Annotated in this window: 19 protein-coding genes; 8 read left to right on the forward strand and 11 right to left on the reverse strand. The window is 61.4% G+C overall.

Going from position 1 to position 18,693, the window contains the following annotated elements; all coding sequences use genetic code 11:
* Positions 1 to 70: 70 nt before the first annotated feature.
* The gene (locus V474_RS20805; RefSeq protein WP_017502273.1) at positions 71 to 667 is read right to left on the reverse strand and encodes a c-type cytochrome; all 597 of its coding nucleotides are present in this window, start codon (positions 665 to 667) and stop codon (positions 71 to 73) included.
* A gap of 211 nt (positions 668 to 878) precedes the next feature.
* Here V474_RS20805 and copC point away from each other — a divergent pair, with 211 nt between their 5' ends.
* A complete protein-coding gene (gene copC, locus V474_RS20810) occupies positions 879 to 1,271 on the forward strand; it encodes a copper homeostasis periplasmic binding protein CopC (RefSeq protein WP_051035789.1) in 393 nt (130 codons plus the stop codon).
* 4 nt (positions 1,272 to 1,275) lie between these two features.
* Positions 1,276 to 2,211 (forward strand): copper homeostasis membrane protein CopD, encoded by a 936-nt coding sequence (gene copD / locus V474_RS20815; RefSeq protein WP_021243454.1) that lies wholly within the window; start codon positions 1,276 to 1,278, stop codon positions 2,209 to 2,211.
* 6 nt (positions 2,212 to 2,217) lie between these two features.
* On the opposite strand, the gene V474_RS20820 is transcribed toward copD, so the two are convergent.
* Entirely contained in the window at positions 2,218 to 3,501 is a 1,284-nt protein-coding gene (locus V474_RS20820; RefSeq protein WP_021243455.1) for a hypothetical protein, read from the reverse strand.
* 99 nt (positions 3,502 to 3,600) lie between these two features.
* Positions 3,601 to 3,873, reverse strand: coding sequence for a flagellar biosynthetic protein FliQ (locus V474_RS20825; protein ID WP_021243456.1), 273 nt, complete (start codon positions 3,871 to 3,873; stop codon positions 3,601 to 3,603).
* Between the two features lie 313 nt (positions 3,874 to 4,186).
* Here V474_RS20825 and V474_RS20830 point away from each other — a divergent pair, with 313 nt between their 5' ends.
* The 3 genes from V474_RS20830 (at position 4,187) to cueR (ending at position 7,930) form a co-directional block, all read left to right on the forward strand.
* Positions 4,187 to 5,074: an NAD(P)/FAD-dependent oxidoreductase gene (locus V474_RS20830; RefSeq protein ID WP_021243457.1), complete on the forward strand. Its 888-nt coding sequence runs from the start codon at positions 4,187 to 4,189 to the stop codon at positions 5,072 to 5,074.
* Positions 5,075 to 5,252: 178 nt separating this feature from the next.
* Positions 5,253 to 7,547: a heavy metal translocating P-type ATPase gene (locus V474_RS20835; RefSeq protein ID WP_051187041.1), complete on the forward strand. Its 2,295-nt coding sequence runs from the start codon at positions 5,253 to 5,255 to the stop codon at positions 7,545 to 7,547.
* Positions 7,544 to 7,930: a Cu(I)-responsive transcriptional regulator gene (gene cueR / locus V474_RS20840; RefSeq protein WP_021243459.1), complete on the forward strand. Its 387-nt coding sequence runs from the start codon at positions 7,544 to 7,546 to the stop codon at positions 7,928 to 7,930. Before V474_RS20835 ends, cueR begins: the two co-directional genes overlap by 4 nt.
* A gap of 28 nt (positions 7,931 to 7,958) precedes the next feature.
* Here the strand turns inward: cueR and V474_RS25135 are convergent, their stop codons facing one another.
* From V474_RS25135 to V474_RS20860, 5 genes are all read right to left on the reverse strand, one after another.
* Positions 7,959 to 8,126 (reverse strand): DUF1289 domain-containing protein, encoded by a 168-nt coding sequence (locus V474_RS25135; RefSeq protein ID WP_081659631.1) that lies wholly within the window; start codon positions 8,124 to 8,126, stop codon positions 7,959 to 7,961.
* A gap of 25 nt (positions 8,127 to 8,151) precedes the next feature.
* Positions 8,152 to 9,075: a CDF family Co(II)/Ni(II) efflux transporter DmeF gene (gene dmeF, locus V474_RS20845; protein WP_021243460.1), complete on the reverse strand. Its 924-nt coding sequence runs from the start codon at positions 9,073 to 9,075 to the stop codon at positions 8,152 to 8,154.
* Positions 9,076 to 9,085: 10 nt separating this feature from the next.
* Positions 9,086 to 9,361, reverse strand: a complete 276-nt coding sequence (locus V474_RS20850; RefSeq protein ID WP_021243461.1) for a metal/formaldehyde-sensitive transcriptional repressor — start codon at positions 9,359 to 9,361, stop codon at positions 9,086 to 9,088.
* A gap of 102 nt (positions 9,362 to 9,463) precedes the next feature.
* On the reverse strand, positions 9,464 to 10,675 hold the full coding sequence (locus V474_RS20855; RefSeq protein WP_051187043.1) for a tyrosine-type recombinase/integrase: 1,212 nt from the start codon (positions 10,673 to 10,675) through the stop codon (positions 9,464 to 9,466).
* 2 nt (positions 10,676 to 10,677) lie between these two features.
* On the reverse strand, positions 10,678 to 11,928 hold the full coding sequence (locus tag V474_RS20860; RefSeq protein WP_021243463.1) for a hypothetical protein: 1,251 nt from the start codon (positions 11,926 to 11,928) through the stop codon (positions 10,678 to 10,680).
* 170 nt (positions 11,929 to 12,098) lie between these two features.
* On the opposite strand from V474_RS20860, the gene V474_RS20865 reads away from it, so the two are divergent.
* Positions 12,099 to 13,019 carry a hypothetical protein gene (locus V474_RS20865; RefSeq protein ID WP_021243464.1) on the forward strand — a complete coding sequence of 307 codons (921 nt, stop codon included), beginning with the start codon at positions 12,099 to 12,101 and terminating at the stop codon, positions 13,017 to 13,019.
* Between the two features lie 8 nt (positions 13,020 to 13,027).
* On the opposite strand, the gene V474_RS20870 is transcribed toward V474_RS20865, so the two are convergent.
* The 3 genes from V474_RS20870 to V474_RS20880 form a co-directional block, all read right to left on the reverse strand.
* Positions 13,028 to 14,044: a ParB/RepB/Spo0J family partition protein gene (locus V474_RS20870; protein ID WP_021243465.1), complete on the reverse strand. Its 1,017-nt coding sequence runs from the start codon at positions 14,042 to 14,044 to the stop codon at positions 13,028 to 13,030.
* A 46-nt stretch (positions 14,045 to 14,090) separates the two neighbouring features.
* Entirely contained in the window at positions 14,091 to 15,293 is a 1,203-nt protein-coding gene (locus V474_RS20875) for an AAA family ATPase (protein WP_021243466.1), read from the reverse strand.
* 189 nt (positions 15,294 to 15,482) lie between these two features.
* A complete protein-coding gene (locus V474_RS20880; protein ID WP_040602497.1) occupies positions 15,483 to 16,577 on the reverse strand; it encodes a replication initiation protein in 1,095 nt (364 codons plus the stop codon).
* A gap of 749 nt (positions 16,578 to 17,326) precedes the next feature.
* Here V474_RS20880 and V474_RS20885 point away from each other — a divergent pair.
* A complete protein-coding gene (locus tag V474_RS20885) occupies positions 17,327 to 17,647 on the forward strand; it encodes a single-stranded DNA-binding protein (protein ID WP_021243468.1) in 321 nt (106 codons plus the stop codon).
* 80 nt (positions 17,648 to 17,727) lie between these two features.
* A complete protein-coding gene (locus V474_RS20890; protein WP_021243469.1) occupies positions 17,728 to 18,627 on the forward strand; it encodes a DUF7146 domain-containing protein in 900 nt (299 codons plus the stop codon).
* Positions 18,628 to 18,693 lie beyond the last annotated feature (66 nt).

An 18,693-nucleotide genomic window follows, 5' to 3' on the forward strand; every position in this document is an offset into this window, starting at 1 on the left:
ATCAGCCTGTCCGTCAAAGCATCGCACATAGCGGGCAGATCTGAGCAACAGCGACGGAGCAGCCGCAACGCTATGGCGCCGTCTTCGTCATGCCGGGCATATCCTTCATCATCGCGTCATGGTCTTCGGGCGCACTGGCTATTGCCGCCTGATATTGGGCGGGTGACATACGCGGAAGTTGCCTTACGAAAGCCACCATATCCCAGATCAGTTCGTCGCTATGGGTCTTACCCCAAGCTGGCATCGCGGTCAGCTTGACCCCATGCTTGATGATCCAGAATTGCTCCTTTGGCGATCTTTGCTCCTCGCGGGAAAGCTCCGGCGCCCTCGGATAGAGTCCCTGGCTGATTTCGGACTTTTCCAGTCCTGGCCCGAGATGGCAGCCGCTGCACATCTCGGTGTAGAGCCCCGCCCCGCTCTGCAGCCGCTTCACGTCCCCAAGGTTGGCCGGGACATTCACATCACGAGATCGCACGGCGATGGAACGATCTCGGAGCTGCTCGATCAGCCAATAGACCGGTTTGGTGTGCGGCGAATCCGCCCCGATGTCATAGGCACCCACATAGACGACGATCCCCGCTAGCGCGCCGCCGACCAGCGCTGTCGCAGCGATAAAACCTACACTTGGAAAGTGCCTGCGCAGCCAAGTCGTCCTAGCATTCTCCATAGCTTCCTCCCGAGCGGCAGCGTCCCTTGGATCCGGGTGGTTCTCACACCCATCCAATTGTCCATACGCACTGCAAGCTTCGATCCCTCATCTGTCGCGCAGATCTCATTCGCAAATCCCGCCGGGGTTCTGATTTGCAGAATTCTTGCGCGCCTGATGAGGGGTGGCGCCGCGTGGTGCGTAATTCGATGTGTCGGCAGTCTCGCCGCCCATGGAGAAATCGATGTTTCGTAAAACAATCTTTGCCGTCGCCATGGCGGCGTCTGTCCTCACCGCTACCGCTGCGCAGGCTCACCCTAAGCTCAATGCCGCCACCCCTGCCGCAAATGCCGTGGTCGCCGCCCCGACCAGAATTCAGCTCGTCTTTTCTGAAGCGCTCGTCGCACAATTTTCCGGGCTCGACCTGACGATGACCGAAATGCCAGGCATGAAGATGGCGCCGATGAAGATGAACGGCGTCAAGGCCACCGTGGGCGCCGATGGCAAGACGCTCGTCGCGACGCTTGCCAAGCCGTTGCCGGTTGGAACCTACAAGGTCGACTATCACGTCGTCTCTGCTGACACCCATCGCATCCAGGGCAGCTACACCTTCAAGGTCCAGTAAGACCGTGCCGGACATCATAGCGATCGCAGTGAGGCTGGGACTTTTCCTCGATCTCATGCTCCTCTTCGGGTTGCCGATGTTCGGCCTCTACACGTTGCGCGGGACTGAGCGGGCATCCGGCTCGGTCCTGCGTTTCCGGTCGGTGTTGGCGACAATCGCGCTGGCCGGTATCGTATTATCTATCCTGGGCATGATGGTCCTGGCGGCCTCGATGGGGGGCGTGCCACTCGATCAGGTAGACCGCGCCACGGTCAATCTTCTCATATCGGGCACTGCGATCGGGACGGTCTGGCAGGTACGGGTCGCGGCCCTCCTGCTCGTGCTCTATTTTTCCATCGTCGGTTGGCGGCGTCCCGCTTTCGCCCTGTGGTCGCTGTCAGCGACCGCCGCTGTCGCTCTGGCGACCTTGGCCTGGACGGGGCATGGCGCTGCCGACGAAGGCTTGCGGGGATGGGTCCATCTTGGTGCCGATATCATCCATCTCTGGGCAGCTGGCATCTGGGTAGGCGCGTTGTTCGCGCTTTGCCTCCTCGTTTTCCGCCCTGCCGCGCGCATGGCGGTGGATCACATTCACCTCTCGCACCGCGCGCTGGATGGATTTGCGAAGGTCGGATCGGTGGTCGTGGCGCTGCTTATCGTGTCGGGTTTGATCAATAGTTGGATACTGATCGGCCCCTCCAATCTGGGATCCATGTTTACCAGCCTCTATGGCCTGCTGCTGGTGGCAAAGCTGCTGCTGTTCGGCTTGATGCTGTTGCTGGCGGCGGCCAATCGCTACTTTCTGACGCCGTCGCTCGCGGCGGCGATCGAGACAGGCAACACCTCCTCGGCGATAGGGTCGCTCCGCCGCAGCCTCGCAATCGAGACCGGCTGCGCCGTTACCATTCTTATCTTAGTTGCCTGGTTGGGGCTGTTGGCGCCACCTGCCTCCGGGATGTAAAAGGCATCAAGGCAGCGCGCGCGATATCGCCTTGATCGCCTTTAGACCCGAGCCAAACCGGGAAATCGCCTCCTTGTGCCGTTCGAGCTCGCCATAGGGAAGATAGGCGATTTCGAGGTCCGCGATCCGGTTGAACGCGGGCCTTGCGATTTGCGCGCGGACTTCGCTTTCGCGAGCGTCAGGAGCGACAAGAAACAATCCGGCTGTCGCGTGAAGATCGCTGCCGCTCAGCGCAAGGTCCAGCATCCGGACGATACCCGAATAGATGGAGGTCGAATGTTCGACTTCGAAGGCTGCCGCGACCCGGTCGCCGCCTTGCTCCAGCCACAAAACATCGATGAGGCGGATCGCATCCGCTCCCGTCGATGTCGAAATGGAAGTTGGCAGGCTCTCGAGGCACCCCTCCCCCAAGCGCACCCCGTCATGCAGCCGTCCCCGGTCATTGGATGCGATCCAGATGTTATACCCCAGCGCTAGACCGATATCGCGCAGCCACGCCTGGATTTCCGAATGGGTGCGGTCACTCTCGCCCTGCTTTTGCAGCGCTTTGTTGAGGGTTTGAGCTTCGGCCCGGGCTTGCTCGAGGCGCGCGGCCCAGGATCTTAGAGTCTGGTCTTCCTCGTCGCGCGGGGGCGCGGGATAGCGGCCCGAGCCGATGTCGAACAGAAGGCCACCAATGGCGCCCAGATCGTTCGACAGCAGATCGCGAAAACGCTCGTTCAGGTCGAGCACGCCCGAGCGCATTGCGAGAAAATGCTGCCAGCTTCCGAGCTTCACCTTGCCGCCGGTCAGCTTGTTATAGCCGTTGACGATCGCCGTGTTGAACGGCGGCACGAGGGTTGGATGCAGGAAATAGAGGAGGTTGGCCACCGCTGGCCCCAGCCCTTTGATGTTCAGACGATCAATCGTGTGAATACCTGCGATGATCTCTTCCGCGGTGTCGCAACAGGCGCAATGGTCCAGCAATCGACCAAACGCGCGTTGGTTCGCCGGGTTTTCATAGATGTCGGGAATGCGCAATTTGGGCTTCCAGAGAAACGCATGGTCCGCGCCCTTGAAGATCTGCCTCTGCTCGGCGACTGAATGAACGACCGTCTCCAGAGAAGAACCGCGATAGGCCACGCCAAACCGACCGGCTTCGATCTCAGCAACCACCTGAGCCAGACCACGCCTGATCGAGCGAAAGTTCTTGATGCGCTCATCCCATAGAAACCAGCTCTGGTACGTCGCGTTCGGGTCTTCCTTCCATCGCTGGATCAGTTGCCGCGCCAGCAATTCAAACTCCGCCAAACCCCGCTCCCCTTTCGCGCCGATCCTCTCCGACGCTAGCACTCCGTCCCGTATTCGACCAGTTTTTGCGTGGTCGCCCCGAATGAAAATCGGTCCTCATTATTTGATATCGTCCGGAATATGCGTCAGCAGGTCACGGGTATAGTCGATCAGGAGATCGCCAGCGGTTGCCCCGTAAAGCGCGGGGAACAAGATGAACGTCAGGAGCTTGGGGACGAAGCTCACGGTCTGTTCGTTGATCGATGTAGCAGCCTGGATCATTGAGATAATCAGCCCCACCACCAACATGATTATCAGCGGGGGGCCAGCGACGATCATGATCACCCAAAGCGCCTGGCCCATCGAGGCCGAGAAAGGGCTGTAGGTCTCCATTGCTCCCACCCGACTATGATGCTGACGCCCCTGCCCGTGATGCTGCAACCTTTGTTGCGGGGCGAGCGACACGGAGCGCGATCGGTTGATTCCAATCCGTCTTCCCCACATCCGCTCGCCCCGGCGCCACGCTGCGACCCGTGGGCACCTCGGCTGTCCATCCTGCCAGGCGATGGGCTTCATCTCAATTTACGCAGCGCTGGCGTTTACCCCTCACGACCCGATCTTTTTTTGGAAGAGCGTGTCTCTGTTCGAGGGAAGAGGCATCGTACCGCGTAATATCAGTGACGGCCGAGGTCAGCGAAAGGCTCGCATGTACGATTGCGTCATCATAGGCGGTGGCCCGGCAGGGCTGACAGCAGCCACCTATCTGGGCCGGTTTCTGCGTTCTACGCTGGTCATCGATGCCGGCGACGGCCGCGCGTCCTCCATTCCAGCCACGCACAACCTGATGGGTTTTCCAGACGGCATATCGGGCGACGATCTGCTGTCGCGGATGCGCCGGCATGCCCTGCGTTACGGCGCGAAGCTCTCCGATGGTTTAGCCAATGGGATTGTACAGACCCGGACGGGCTTCCTGGTCACTACAGGTGTCGAGGCCGTCAATACCCGCACGATATTGCTTGCCCAAGGCGTGAGAAATCATCGTCCGCGAATGGCGCTGGAAACGCATGATCGAGGCCTCGTGCAAGGTCTGATACGCTATTGCCCGATCTGTGACGGCTATGAGGTACGCGGCAAGCGGGTGGCCGTGCTGGGGTGCTCAGACCATGGCGCCGCCGAGTCTGTGTTCGTGCGGCACTATAGCGACACCGTCACCTTGCTCGCGCAGGACGGCTCGCAACTGTCGGAGGCCGAAGAGGCAGATCTGGCTCGAGGCGGTATCGCGGTCGAACGCGCCCCTGTCCGAGATTTGTCGATCGATGGAAAGGATCTGATCGCTCAATTGACCGATGGCCGATCGCTTCGCTTCGACACCCTTTATGTTGCCCTCGGAACCTCCCCTCGCTCGGAACTCGCGCACATGGCCGGTGCGAAACTGGACCAGGCAGGGTGCATTGTCGTCGACGAGCATCAACAAACGACGGTCAGCGGCCTGTTCGCTGCTGGCGACATGGTCGAAGGGCTGGATCAAATTGCTGTTGCGGCCGGTCAGGCCGCCAAGGCTGCAACGGCGATCCACAATCTGTTGCCCGGCTGAGACGCCAGCGCAGAATCAGCCATCAAAAATATATGCATGTCGGGCTTGACCCTGACACGATGTCAGACCCCAGATTGCATTTCGTCGATAAGGAGACGAGCCTGTGACTGATCCTGTTCCAGCTAGCAATTCGGGCGCCCATAGCTGCTGCGCCGGCAAGCACGGTGGCGGCACGGACGTGAAAACGGTCAAAGATCCGGTTTGCGGGATGATGGTTGATCCGACGGGAACGTCACATCATGCCTCGCATGACGGCGAGGACTATCATTTCTGCAGCGCGGGTTGCCGCACGAAGTTTGTCGCTGACCCGGAGCGCTACCTGTCCGAGGGTGAGAAGGAGGCGGCAACCGCTCAACCGGGCGCAATCTGGACCTGCCCCATGCACCCGGAGGTCCGCCAGGATCATCCCGGGCCATGCCCGATCTGCGGCATGGCCCTTGAGCCGGAACTTGTGACGGCAGACACTGGGCCGAGCGGTGAACTTCTGGATATGTCCCGGCGTTTCTGGATCGCCTTGCTGCTCACCATCCCGGTGTTTGTCCTGGAGATGGGCAGCCACCTCTTCCCGGCGCTGCACAATCTTGTACCGCCCCAACTATCTGGTTGGCTTCAGTTTGCGCTGGCTACCCCGGTCGTGCTCTGGGCGGGTTGGCCATTCTTTGAACGTGGGTGGGCGTCCGTGCGGACACGGAACCTCAATATGTTCACCCTGATCGCGATGGGCACGGGCGTGGCCTGGGCCTACAGCGTGGTGGCAACCATCGCCCCGTCGGTATTCCCGGCAGCGTTTCGGATGATGGACGGGACGGTCGCGATCTATTTCGAAGCCGCCGCCGTCATTACCGTGCTCGTGCTGCTGGGGCAGGTGCTCGAGCTGCGCGCCCGCGAGCGGACTTCGGGCGCAATTAAGGCGCTACTCAACCTCGCGCCCAAGACCGCGCGCCGCATTGGCGCCGACGGGGATGATGAGGAGGTCTCGCTCGAGCAGGTGGCCGTCGGTGATCGTCTCCGTGTGCGGCCCGGCGAAAAAGTACCCGTCGATGGCAAGGTCGAAGACGGCCGATCCTCGCTCGACGAGTCGATGGTGACGGGCGAGTCGATGCCGGTCACAAAGGCGCTGGGCGATGCGGTCATCGGCGGAACGATCAACCAAAGCGGCGCCCTCGTCATTCGCGCGGAGAAGGTCGGACGCGACACGATGTTGGCGCGTATTGTCCAGATGGTCGCTGACGCCCAGCGTTCGCGGGCACCCATCCAGCGCCTGGCCGATCAGGTCGCGGGATGGTTCGTGCCCGCGGTCCTGCTGATCGCGCTCATTGCCTTTGGCGTGTGGGGAATCTGGGGACCAGAGCCGCGTCTGGCCCATGGCCTGATCGCCGCTGTCGCTGTCCTCATCATCGCCTGCCCCTGCGCCTTGGGGCTGGCGACGCCGATGTCGATCATGGTCGGCATCGGCCGGGGTGCAGGGCTCGGCGTGCTGATCAAGAATGCCGAAGCGCTGGAGCGGATGGAGAAGATCGACACACTGGTCGTCGACAAGACCGGCACGCTGACCGAGGGCCGGCCGTCGGTTACCCGCATCGTTCCCGCGACAAGCTATGAGGAGACCGAGCTGCTGCGGCTTGCCGCCGGCGTGGAGCGGGCATCGGAACATCCGCTGGCGCTGGCCGTGGTCGCCGCCGCCAAGGATAGGGGGATTGCGCTCCCCGAGGTCACCGACTTTGATTCCCCAACCGGCAAGGGAGCGATCGGCACGGTCGATGGCAAGCGCATCACGCTGGGCAATGCCGGCTTCCTGTCAGAAAACGGGATCGAGGTTCGCGCCCTTGAGCCGCAGGCGGATGAGCTGCGCCAAGACGGCGCGACCGCCATCTTCATCGGGATCGACGGACAGGCCGCCGGCATCCTTGCCATTGCCGATGCAATCAAAGAAACGACGGCTGAGGCTATCGCGGCGCTTCGCAAGGAGGGCATCCGGGTTGTCATGCTGACGGGCGACAATCGCACAACAGCACAAGCGGTCGGGCGGAAACTTGGAATCGATGATGTCGAAGCCGAAGTGTTGCCGGATCAGAAAAGCGATGTGGTCTCGCGATTGAAAGCTGAGGGGCGCATCGTGGCCATGGCAGGCGACGGAGTTAATGACGCGCCCGCGCTCGCCGTCGCCGATGTCGGCATTGCGATGGGCTCGGGCACCGATGTCGCAATCGAAAGCGCCGGCGTCACCCTGCTGAAGGGCGACTTGAACGGCATCGTTCGTGCGCGCCGTTTGAGCGAAGCAACGATGTCCAACATCCGCCAGAACCTGTTCTTCGCTTTCATCTACAACGCTGCCGGGGTCCCGATCGCTGCGGGGCTGCTCTACCCGATCTTCGGCATCCTGCTCTCGCCGATCATCGCGGCGGCCGCGATGGCACTGTCCTCCGTCAGCGTCGTGACGAACGCATTGCGGCTCAACCGGGTGGAATTGTGAACATCGGCGCGGCATCGGACGCGAGCGGGGTCTCTCAGCGGATGATCCGCCATTACGAGAAAATCGGCCTGATCCCGTCGGCGGCGCGGCGGGATAGTGGGTATCGCGACTACTCGGATGCCGATGTGCATCGACTTCGGTTCATAGCCAATGCCCGCGACCTCGGCTTTCCAATCGAAGAAATCCGAAAGCTGCTTGATCTATGGTCCGATCGGGCCCGCGCCAGTGCCGAGGTCAAGGCACTGGCAGAGTCCCGCGCAGCCGACCTTGGCCGCAAGGCGGACGCGCTTAATGCGATGCGAGCAGCGCTGATGGATCTGGCGAGGAGCTGTCACGGTAACAATCGGCCGGAATGTCCGATCCTGACGCATCTGGAATCTTGAATCTAGTCTTCGCGCGGGGCCTTCGCGCTCATTTCTGCAACTCGCGACCCGCCAGTTTCGCGAGCCGGCGCGGAAGATCGGCAGCAATCTTGCGTTGCTGTTGAGGCTGCGCCTTCTTCCATGCCCGGCATTCGGGTTTGGACCTACCGCACCCTCGACACCACCCGGTCGTGCCATCGAAACGGCACAGGTCTATGCACGGCGACTTAACAGCAACCTCGTCAGTGGCATTCGACTGTTAGGTGCTTCAACTCATGGACCGGCACGAGCCGGTCGCGGATCACGCCTGCATTGATCCCCGCACTGCCGACCACTCCGACGATGGCGGCATGGGCCTCGGGACCGACACGCCAGACATGCAGATCGGCAATACGCACATCGCCTGGCCCTTCAACGAGATCCTGTATTTCCTCGGCAACATGGCTGTCGGTCGAGTCGAGGAGGACTGAGGCGGTATCTCGCATCAGGCTCCAGGACCAGCGGGCGATTACGACGGCTCCCACGATCCCCATGACGGGGTCCATCCACACCCAGCCAAGGTAGCGGCCTGCCAGAAGGGCCGCGATTGCCAATACCGATGTGAGAGCGTCGGCGAGGACATGCACATACGCCGAGCGGAGATTGTTGTCGCCGCCATGGGCATGATGGTCGTGGGCATGATCGTCATGCCCATGATGGTGGTGGTGGCTGCCCGACAGCAGGAAGGCGCTGAGGATATTCACGCCAAGCCCAACGACGGCAATCAGGGTCGCCTCGCCGAAGGCAACCTTTATGGGCTCGAACAGCCGAAGGATCGATTCAATCCCGATCCCCAGGGCGATCAGGCCCAGCACCAGCGCCGAGGCGAAGCCCGCCAAGTCGCCGACCTTGCCTGTTCCGAAGCTGAACCGCCGGTTCGATGCATGCTGCTTGGCATAGGCATAAGCAATCGCTGCGACACTCAACGCGCCAGCATGCGTTGCCATATGGAAGCCATCGGCCAGCAGCGCCATCGATCCGGTGACATAGCCGGCGAAAATCTCGCCGATCATCATCACAGCCGTCAGCACCACCACCCACAGCGTCCGACGAGCGTTGTCGTCGTGAGAGGCCCCCAGATACACATGGTCGTGCACAAAGGCGTCAATATCGCGGGACGTCGTCATGATCTCAGCCTTATTTCGCGTAGCGGCGTATGACCGCGATCAATTCGTCTGCTCCCGCGGCACGATCTTCGGCCGTGAGGTCGGGGTCCGCCACATGGGCTCGGACATGCTCTTCAATAATCTCGTCCATCAGCCCGTTCATGGCGCCGCGCGCCGCTGCAACGAGATGCAGAGTCGTCGTGCAATCGGCGTTGGCGGTCAGCGCTTTCTCGATCGCCGTGACCTGCCCGGCGATACGTCGCACGCGCTTCAGGAGCTCATCACTGCCTTCGGTCAAATGTCCCATAGCATACCCCCCTACCCTATCTCGTTGGTGATAGCCAGAGCAGTCTCAGGCCCCCGAGCCGCCTAGGCGAGTTCGCGATTGGACAGATAGTCGGCTTACCAGTCAGGCCAATTTATTGAGCAAACGCCCGGCTGCGCCCGCCTCGGCAGCAAGATTGCGATTGTAGGCAAGCGGCATGCGCGGGCTCTTCCAGCGCAGCGCATCCATGATTCCGGCGAGATCCTCGCCGCTTGCGAACAGGTCCTGGTTGAGCCCCACGCGTGTCGAATGCGCGCTGACCCCCTTGAGCAGTCGCGCGAGATCGTCGGCGGTGAGATCGCTCAGAGCCCCGCGATCGAACGCCCGCTGGATGATCGACCGGTAGATCGGTCCGATCGACCCGGGATGCAGGGCAACACTGCCGACATCAAACTCCAACCGGGCCGGCACCGCCGGCTTAGAGAGCGTCTTGCGTAGATCCCAGGTTTCGCGGCTTGAGATACTATCGATTCGACGCCCCTTCACCGCTGCTCGCGCCTTGTAGCGCCGCACCTGGACGCGGCGAAACAGCGGACCAGAGGATATCCCTGCGGATTGCGTCCAGGCCGCAATCGCGCGCACCGAGCGCGGCGACAGGTACGCGGTCGCCCCCTCCCCTTCCTGGTCGCCCTTGCTGCGCTGTATCGTGAGAAGCCGCGCCTCGGGATCGAGCGCCTCGACAATGTGCTCAACCGCGATCGCCACCAACTCGGAGGCGCGCAGCCCCGTATCATAGGCAACCGACAGCAGCGCGCGATCGCGCAGTCCCGGCAGATCGTCGGGGCAGGCCTCGAGCAACGCCCGCACGTTCAGCCCTCGCGGTGCCTCGCGCTCCACATCACGGACCGGCCCCTTGAAGCGCAGCGGCCGTGCCTGGACCTGCGCGGTCCCCTTCTCGCGCCGGATCGCCCGGAGCCGCAGCTTGACCAGCTCGGTCTGCGTCGGATCCTTCAGATCGAGAAGCTGGTGGATCTTCGCGATCGACGCCTTGTAGCGGCCGAGCGAAGCCGGTTTGGCCCCCTTCCCCGCCCTTGCGTCGAGATAGTCAGCCACGAGTTCGGGGGTCGCTGGCAGCGACGCCCTGTGCGAGCACCGACACCAAAGATCGAACGCCTCCAGATCGGATTTGAGGGCGCGGATGCTGTGGGGCGAGGAGGCGGCCTGATAGGCATCGATGAGCGCCTTGTTGACGGTGATCGTCTGGCCGGCCCCAAGCTTCGTCACTTCCCATGCCAGATCGACCCCCGATCCCGATGGCGGGTCCGTCACTGGGCTTATGGCGGGCAGTTGTTCCACGCTCAGGGCCTCGACTGTTCGATGATCTGGTCGTGGGTGAACGGCTCCATGCCGTAAGCCGCGGCCAGGCCGTTGAAGGCCGCGACGGCGACGCGCTGGAGTTCCTCTACCCCGATCGACGTTAGCGTTGCATCGTACTCGTAGGAGTCCTCAACCGCCGCGTGGCCTTCGTCATTGAACTGGAACGGGCCGCGCGGCCACCAGCTGTCCCTGATGTCGGTGACGCCGAGCCGGACATGGATCGGCAGCGAACCACCATGGGCGAGCACCAGCGCGCAGTTCCGCTCCAGAAAATGGAGCCAGCGCTGGTAGAAATAGCCGGTCGACAGGGTGAGCCGCTCTTCATCTCGCTGAAACAGGAACCCCCCGCCCACGCCCCAGATTTCGCCGGTCTTCTCGAACCACTGGGTCAAGGCGACCGTGGGATCGACGCCCTCCTCCGCTGTGCCTGGCCAGTAGACCATCGCTCCGCCCTTGCTGATTCCGAAATTGAGCGCGTTGGGCTGTGCCAGCAGCGCCGGATGCCCCTCACTGCCAGCCAGAGCTTGCTTTGCTCCCGGCTTCGCCGCCCATTTCGACGGAATGATCCGCGCATAGCCCGCGAAGTGCGGCTTCCACCGCAGCTTCGTCGTGCCGTGCATCGGATTGGTCACCGTCTGCACTTCGGACCGATCAAACCAGACGTCGGCATCACCCGGGAAATGCGACTGCCAGGGAATGGCTTCTGGCGGCAGCGGGGGAAGTTCGTCCAATGAGGCCTTCAACGCGCCCGCGAGCTGCTTTGCCAATTCTCCGCGCACGCGGCGTAGCTCGGTCGTATCGGCGCCAACCGGCAGGTGAAACGCGATCGGTCCGCGCCTACCCCGCATGTCGAACGGCAGCTTGTCGAGCGTGGCGCCCTCGAACGCGGTGTTCCAGACCTGGATGACGCGGTGCTCGCTCAGCGCTCGGTTCGCATAGCCCATCTCGAGGAGGACGTTCGGGTTCGCGCAGGCTTTGCCGCTCTCGGACACGGCGATCGGCGTGACGTCCCCGACGAAGACCGCCGCCTCGTCGATCTTGCGAAGAATGGTCGCGACGATGTCGGGCGTGCCGGCCACGCCTTGCGTGTCCGAGGTCAGGCTCGGCCGGTCGGCTTCCTCGACGTCGGCCGAGAGCATCGTGATCGCGGCGTCGAGCGCGAAACGGACGACCTCGCGCGTGACACGCCCGTCGAGATCGCTCTGCCATGACCAGAATACCGTCTTTTCCACGCTTGATCGCCCCTGCCCACCGAGGATGCTTGATAGCCCACCCTATAAAGTAAGGTCAATTATGGACATGTGATAACTGCAATTATCATATGTTCCTATTTCAACGCTAAGGATAAGGGAAACCAACTTATCAATTTGGTTTCCTTCTGAATCGCGTTAACGCTAGCGGTATGGCACGACCGATCATAGATCCATCGCTCACAGAAAACGCCCTGCTCATGCTCGGCCGCCTTGATGGTCGACTTCGCAACAGCCCCTGGGCCGATATATGGCTTGCCCGGGCGCGGCTATCCGGCGCGGCGGATTTGGCTGGTCTTGCAGGCGTGCCGGTCGATGTCGACCATCTTCAGGACTGGATCTGCGGACGCACGCCCCCTCCTCGCGCGTCCGAGGGCCTCAATGATCCAGTTTCGGTCGCGGCCGTGTTTCATCTCGCCATCGAAGCTACGGCAAACGAACGCGACCCGATTGCACGGGCTACGCTCAACATCTTGCGCACCGTCCTTGATGACCGCGCTGAGGCCGAGACCTGGGCCGCGAGCGACCTCGCCTATTTCGGGTCCGCATGGCGCCAGGCTCGCGTCGCGGCGCAGGCCCCCTACTCTGCCCCAACGCTTCGCGCGGTCGCGACACGGATCATCGACATGCTGGCGGTGGTAGGATCGTCCGATCAAGCGGCAGTGGACATAACAACCATCGATGGGCGAACGGTCATGCTCGAACCCCGCGCGCGTGATCGGTCCTGGCTGGTGGCCAGTCATGTGCCGACCATACTCCACGCCGCCGGTCTCACGCTTGCCCCCCTGCCCTCACTCATCTTGCTGCCGAAATTTCCACCTGCACAGATTGACGACATGGTGGCTGTCATCACCCGTTCGCTACGCACGGCCTGCAAGGCAGGTCTGAAAGATCTCGACTGGCTCGAGCGTCGGGGACCATCGTCCTTGAATGCAGCAGCGACCCGTCGGAGCCGCGCGCCTCTCCTGGCTCGCCTCGAACTCGCCTATCCAGGTCTGCGCCAACCTGCAGTGACGCGGTTGCTCGGCATTACCCCGCAAGGCGCCCGCAAGCTGATGGCGAAGCTCTATTAGACCGCGTCCTACTGCCAGTGCTTATCGAGCAATAGCTTGAGCGCATCTTCAGCTTCAGCACGCGTCCCCCCCGCCTGCGTCAGCAACGTCACCCTAACCCCCTTACGATCCTTGCCATCGATCCTCACAAGCGGCCTACCCGATTGCGAGGTGAGCGTTTCAGTTGATCCTGACCTCTTGGGGGTGCCTGACTTCTTGGGGGGGTCTGCTGCCAGCGCGAGTGCGCGGATGATGTCCGGCACTGCCGTAGGGACACCCTCCTCTCCAGATCGACTACCGAGAACTGCCGCTTCGGCGAATACGCGCTGGCGCCGATCGTCGGGCTTGAGAAGAGGCTTGATGGCCGTCACATGCTTGATGCGCAAATCTTGCGGATTCGGGAAGGCCGCCATCAGCTCGTTCGGTAGACGCGCAAGATCAAGGTATCGGCTGAGCCAACTCTCGGTAACCTTTATCCTTTCGGCCATGACCTTCTGACGCCCCTCATAGTAGGCGTCGAGCGCGCGCAGATAGTCGCGGGCGCGCTCCAGATCGGTCAGGTCTTCCCGGGCCCGATTCTCGATATCCGCAAGCCGGAACGCTTCCTCGTCAGATAGTTCCCGTATGTCGACCAGGAAGCGGAAATCGGGATAGTTATGGCTTCGCAGCCAGCTTATCGACCAATGGCGTCGTGCGCCGCAGATGACCTCGAAATCATAATCGGCCTCGCCACGCACCCGGCGCACGATCGCGGGCATTTCCTGCCGACCTTGAGCCTTCATGCTTTCGATCAGATCAGCGCACCGCTCCTCGGTGAGCAGGGCATATTCACGGTTATGGCCGACCCACATCCGGCAGCGCGCTGGGTCCACCAATTCGTGCGTCCGGCTGACCACAGTGCCAGCCGCCAACTCCGCCAAGCGGTTCTCGCGTCCCGTCAGCACATTCGCGCCAAGTCCGGGTCGTCGAGGTGCGGCCGCGGCATCTTCGGGAGGATCGATTCCGGCCGCAAGGCCGGCAGCAAAACTCGCATTTTTCCTGCTCATAATTCCGCTTTCTCACCGAAAATTGCACCGGTGCAATTTTGCCTGTTCACGCTAAGCCTTCCTTGCGCAAACGGCTCAAATGGCTGGGCCACATCGCCCGAATATCCAGTTCGATTTCCGCATTGACGCCATCGAGATAGGTTAGGCACCGGTTGCGTACAGCGCTGCTCGTCACCGGCCCATCGAGCTCATAGACGGTCATCAGACGCGCGGTCGCATTGTCGATCTCGGCCGAGTCCTTCAGCGGCGTCCTGACCAAAGCATGCCCGAACAACGTGCGCATCAGATTGAGCAATTCCTTTTGCATCGATTTGTTTTCATCGACCTTGGACGCTACGAATCGCAGGAACTGAAGCGTCGGTGCGAACCCCCTTTCTGCGAGCGTTTCGATGGTTTCGTCGAGCATCGCCAAGAATGCGGCAGTCGAGGAAAAATCCATCACGGTCGGAGGAACTGGCACAACCAGCGCATTTGCCGCACGCAGGACAGACAGCGAAATCGCACCGAGCGCAGGAGGCGGGTCGAGAACGACGACATCGAACCGATCGGAGATACTGGCGATGCCTTGTGCAAGGCGATCGATCAGCCCCCCCTGCCCTCGTGCCATGCGCGCGGCGATCTCATACTCGGACTGAAACAATCGCAGATTGGCCGGGATCAGTTCTAGTCCATCGAAGTGGGTCTTCCGCAAAGCGTAGTCGAGGGAGGTCATCTCCTCCTGCCGCAGAAACGGATAGAGTGTGTCGTCCTCGGTCAGGTCAAGGTCTGGCACATAGCCGAACAGGGTCGTGGCCGACGCCTGACTGTCGCAGTCGATCAGCGCCACACGATAGCCCTGGATTGCGAGATACTGCGCAAGATGGACCGAAAGCGTGGACTTGCCGACGCCGCCCTTGAAATTCTGGACTGCGACTACGCAGCACGGGTCATCCGCGGCACGCCACGGCCTCGTACCGAACAGCCCGCGCATGTCATTGAGCTGCGCCAGCGTATATCCGACGCGCCGATTGTTTTCGGTTCGGGGCGGGGGTGGTAGACGACCATCCTTCTCCGCGTCCCGAATTGCCGCCGGCGTGCGTCCAACAAGGTCAGCTGCCTTGCCAATAGGGAAAGTCGGTTCGCGACGATCATCCGCGCGCGCGCTCCTCGCGGAATCGCGTAACCGCTCCAGCACCGACGAGGTGCGCTGGGCGAGCGTCGCTACCGATAGGAGATCTTGCGTACCGTCTATGTCGAGTGATGCTGCCACAAGCGCCCCTTTTGAAACTGGGAGCACAATAACCTCACTTGCGCTTTTTCGTCAAATGCAAGCTCGATTTCGAAAGTGTATCATCTGTGCCGAGGCTTATAACTGGCTGAAGGCCCTATTCCGACCGACCTGACGGACCTATCCTGACTCGGTGGGGGTGAATGCCAAATTGCACCGGTGCAATTTCCGTTATGGCCGCCCTCGACGGGCTACGAAACTCTCACAAAATCCGGTCCATGAACTGATCAGCTTCGCCCCCTTGAGCTTTGCCAAGCGATCTCCCATTTGCTGACGATAGGCGTCGGCGATGAGGTCGATGTCCCATCCTCCGCCGTGCGATCTCGCGATTGCGGCGAGCGCCTCTGCGTTGAAACGGATCGTTCCTTGCGGGAACATGATCTCGGTGCCCTTTTCGGACGAGGTCAATGAACTGACCGCTGCCTTGACCATCGATCCTACCGCCAGCGTGTCCGCGATCGTCTCGACTGTTTCTTCGCGCCGCGCCTTGCGTCCTGTTGAATGACGCTCAATCTCGTCCACGGTGGCTATCTGCGCCGGGGCGTCCTTCGGCTCGAATCGAAACTCGATCTCGGTCACTGTCCGGCCCTGCCGTATCTCTTTCCATTCGACCCGGAAGTGCGCGAGCTGGTCGATCTCAGCCTTTGCCTTTTCAAGAACCTTGCGACGGAGCTGCGCGAAATCCTTATAAACATCGGGCGATATGCCCAACGCTGCGCGCAGCGCCGCCATATCACCCTTCCAGGTGGACTGGCGACGATGGAGCCGCAGCGATCCGATTTCATAAAGCTTGAGGGCATAACTCGATCGAAAGCCGAGCACCGCCTGTCGATTGAGAACGGCATAGCTCTCAGATTCCTGAATGAGCTTACGCGCATCAGGCGTAAACTCCCATTCAATCCACCCCGCATCCGCACCGTCAGTATCTTCAGCCTCTTCGCGGGATGACGAGATCAGGGAAAAGCGCAGCGTAGCTTTCTTGCCGCGCCAGGATCGGTCGTCGATCGCGAAGAGGGTGCGGTGAAGTTCCTCCAGCATGTCGGAGATACGTTCGTTACCCTTGTGCCCGCGGCGAATATCGGCCTTGCGCATACGATGCGGCCGGTCCTGCCAAGCATCGCCGCCTGCGGTCAGGATCATCAACGCGAGCAACCGGGACGCCGTCAGGCTGAGCGATTGGCCTTTCACGAACTTGATTTCGACGATGCTGCCGGGTTTGGCGAATTCCTCGCCACCCTTCGCCTGCAAGGCCGCTGCAACACGCATGGCACGGCCAGGCGCCGAATCGGCTTGCGCCTCTTGCGCTGTATCGCCGCTTAGATTTTCCGCATGTTCCATGTCATATAGGCCGAGCGCATATTGGGCAGATTCGCCTAATTGCTGCCTGACCTGTCCTCGCTCGTCAAGTCAGGGCAGGCTGAAGCGGTTTTTCCGCCCCCATCCGGTCAGGTTGGAATCGTATGACGCCTTTGCAAAATTCCTGAGATTCTGCCGAGTCGCGATGCAATTTGGGTTCTGTCCGTTTTCGGCTCGCTCACGCGCGAAAATCGCGCCAGAATGCCACCGTTCCAAAGCGCGGGATCGCCAGATGCCATCGCCCCCAATCGGTCAGGATAGCCCCAATAGGTCAGCTATCTCCCCCCGACCAGTCAGGATGGTGCCCCCGCCGGGTCAGGCAAAATCCCCCGCGCGGTCAGGATAAACGCGACAGATCATTGAAATTGCGGACCTTTTTAGCAGCGAATCTGAATCACTTAGAATCATGAATCCTTCCGCTGCAAGCAGCGGCGTTGTTTTAGAATGATTCTAAGAGACCAAGCAGGCGATTCGTTTAGCCTTTACGGTCGGACGACATACCCGCCCCCCTAGCTGGGGGGATATCTGCAGACCGGTGTTCCACGATAACATCACGGTCTCGATCCTTGGCAGCTCCGCCCTGCGACGAGATCCTCAGCGAACCGATCGTAGCTGCATCACCGCTCGTCGCCGCTGAGCAGACGCAGTGAGGAGGTCGCATGATCAATTTTGCCAAATTCGAGATCATCGGACGGATCGGTGAGATCGATGCCAAGCCCAAGGTCACCAACATCTCGGTATGCGCGAACTACCGCCGCCGCGGAGAAGGCGATCAGTGGATCGAGGATAGCTACTGGAACCGAGTCGTCATTTTCAGCGATGGTCAGCGTAAATATATCGATGAGAAGGCTCAGGTTGGCGATCTCGTGCGGATTGCCGGACGGCTCCGTGACACCTCCTATGAGCGCGACGGGACCACCCACTACACGACCGACCGGATCGTCGAAGAGTTCGGTGTGCTCGCGGCAAAGGCGGCATAAATCTCAGGAGGCAGCGTCGATCGGCAAGAGGAGAGGGGGCATGCGCGGAGCGACCTTGGATTTCGACAGGAGTTTCGCCCATGCCCGCCACCATCGATGCAGCAGTCCGCGCCAGACAAATCGTCGAGAGCTTGGGTGGACGCTGGTCAGGATCGCGCGGAGAGTGCCGCTGCCCCGCCCATAACGATCACTCGCCTAGCCTTTCGGTCCGCCTAGGCACCAAGGCGATCCTGTTCAAATGCTTTGCGGGATGCACATCGACCGATATCCTCAAGGCTCTGGATCGTCAGGGCTTGCACGACAGGCTGCCGGTCTATGTCGAACCACGCGCGCCGGCGCGCGATCTGAGCGGCTTGGCCAGGTCATTGTGGCAGCACAGCATCCCCATCGCCGGAACACCGGCTGAAGCCTATCTTCATGCTCGGGGCCTTTACGCGCCAACGTCCGATCTTCGCTTCAACCCACAGACGATCATAGGGAAGGGCAAGGATCGGCGCAGCCTTCCCGCAATGATCGCCGCAGTGAGAAATGAGCTGGGCCTGGTCGCGGTCCATCGGACCTTTCTCGATCCCACAAACATTTTGCGGCGCCCCTTCCGCAAACCCAAGCTAGCTCTGGGTCTGCTCGGCTCGGGCAGCGTACGCTTTGGTGAGCCGGATGACGTTCTGGGCATTGCCGAGGGGATCGAAGATGCCTTGTCCGCCATCGACTGGTTCCAATTGCCGGTTTGGGCTGTGCTTGGTGCCGAGCGCTACGCCCATGTCGGCATACCGTCGCAGGTGAAGCGCGTCATCGTGTTCGGCCAGCGAAACAAGGCGGCGAAAATCTGCCTGAAGAGGGCAGGGGATCACCTCAGGGCCAACGGGCGAAGGGTCGAGGAATGGCTCCCATCCGAACATGATGATTGGAACGATGCTCTGCGCGATCGGCTTGCCCGCAACGCCGTTCCTCGCCCCATGATCCAGCTCCACTCCCACTGAAGAGAGGAGAGGAAGCCTCCGGCTTGTTGCTCCGGTGATGGGCACCGGGCGATGCAATGGAGGCTT

This window comes from Novosphingobium barchaimii LL02 (assembly GCF_001046635.1).
GTDB classification, from domain to species: domain Bacteria; phylum Pseudomonadota; class Alphaproteobacteria; order Sphingomonadales; family Sphingomonadaceae; genus Novosphingobium; species Novosphingobium barchaimii.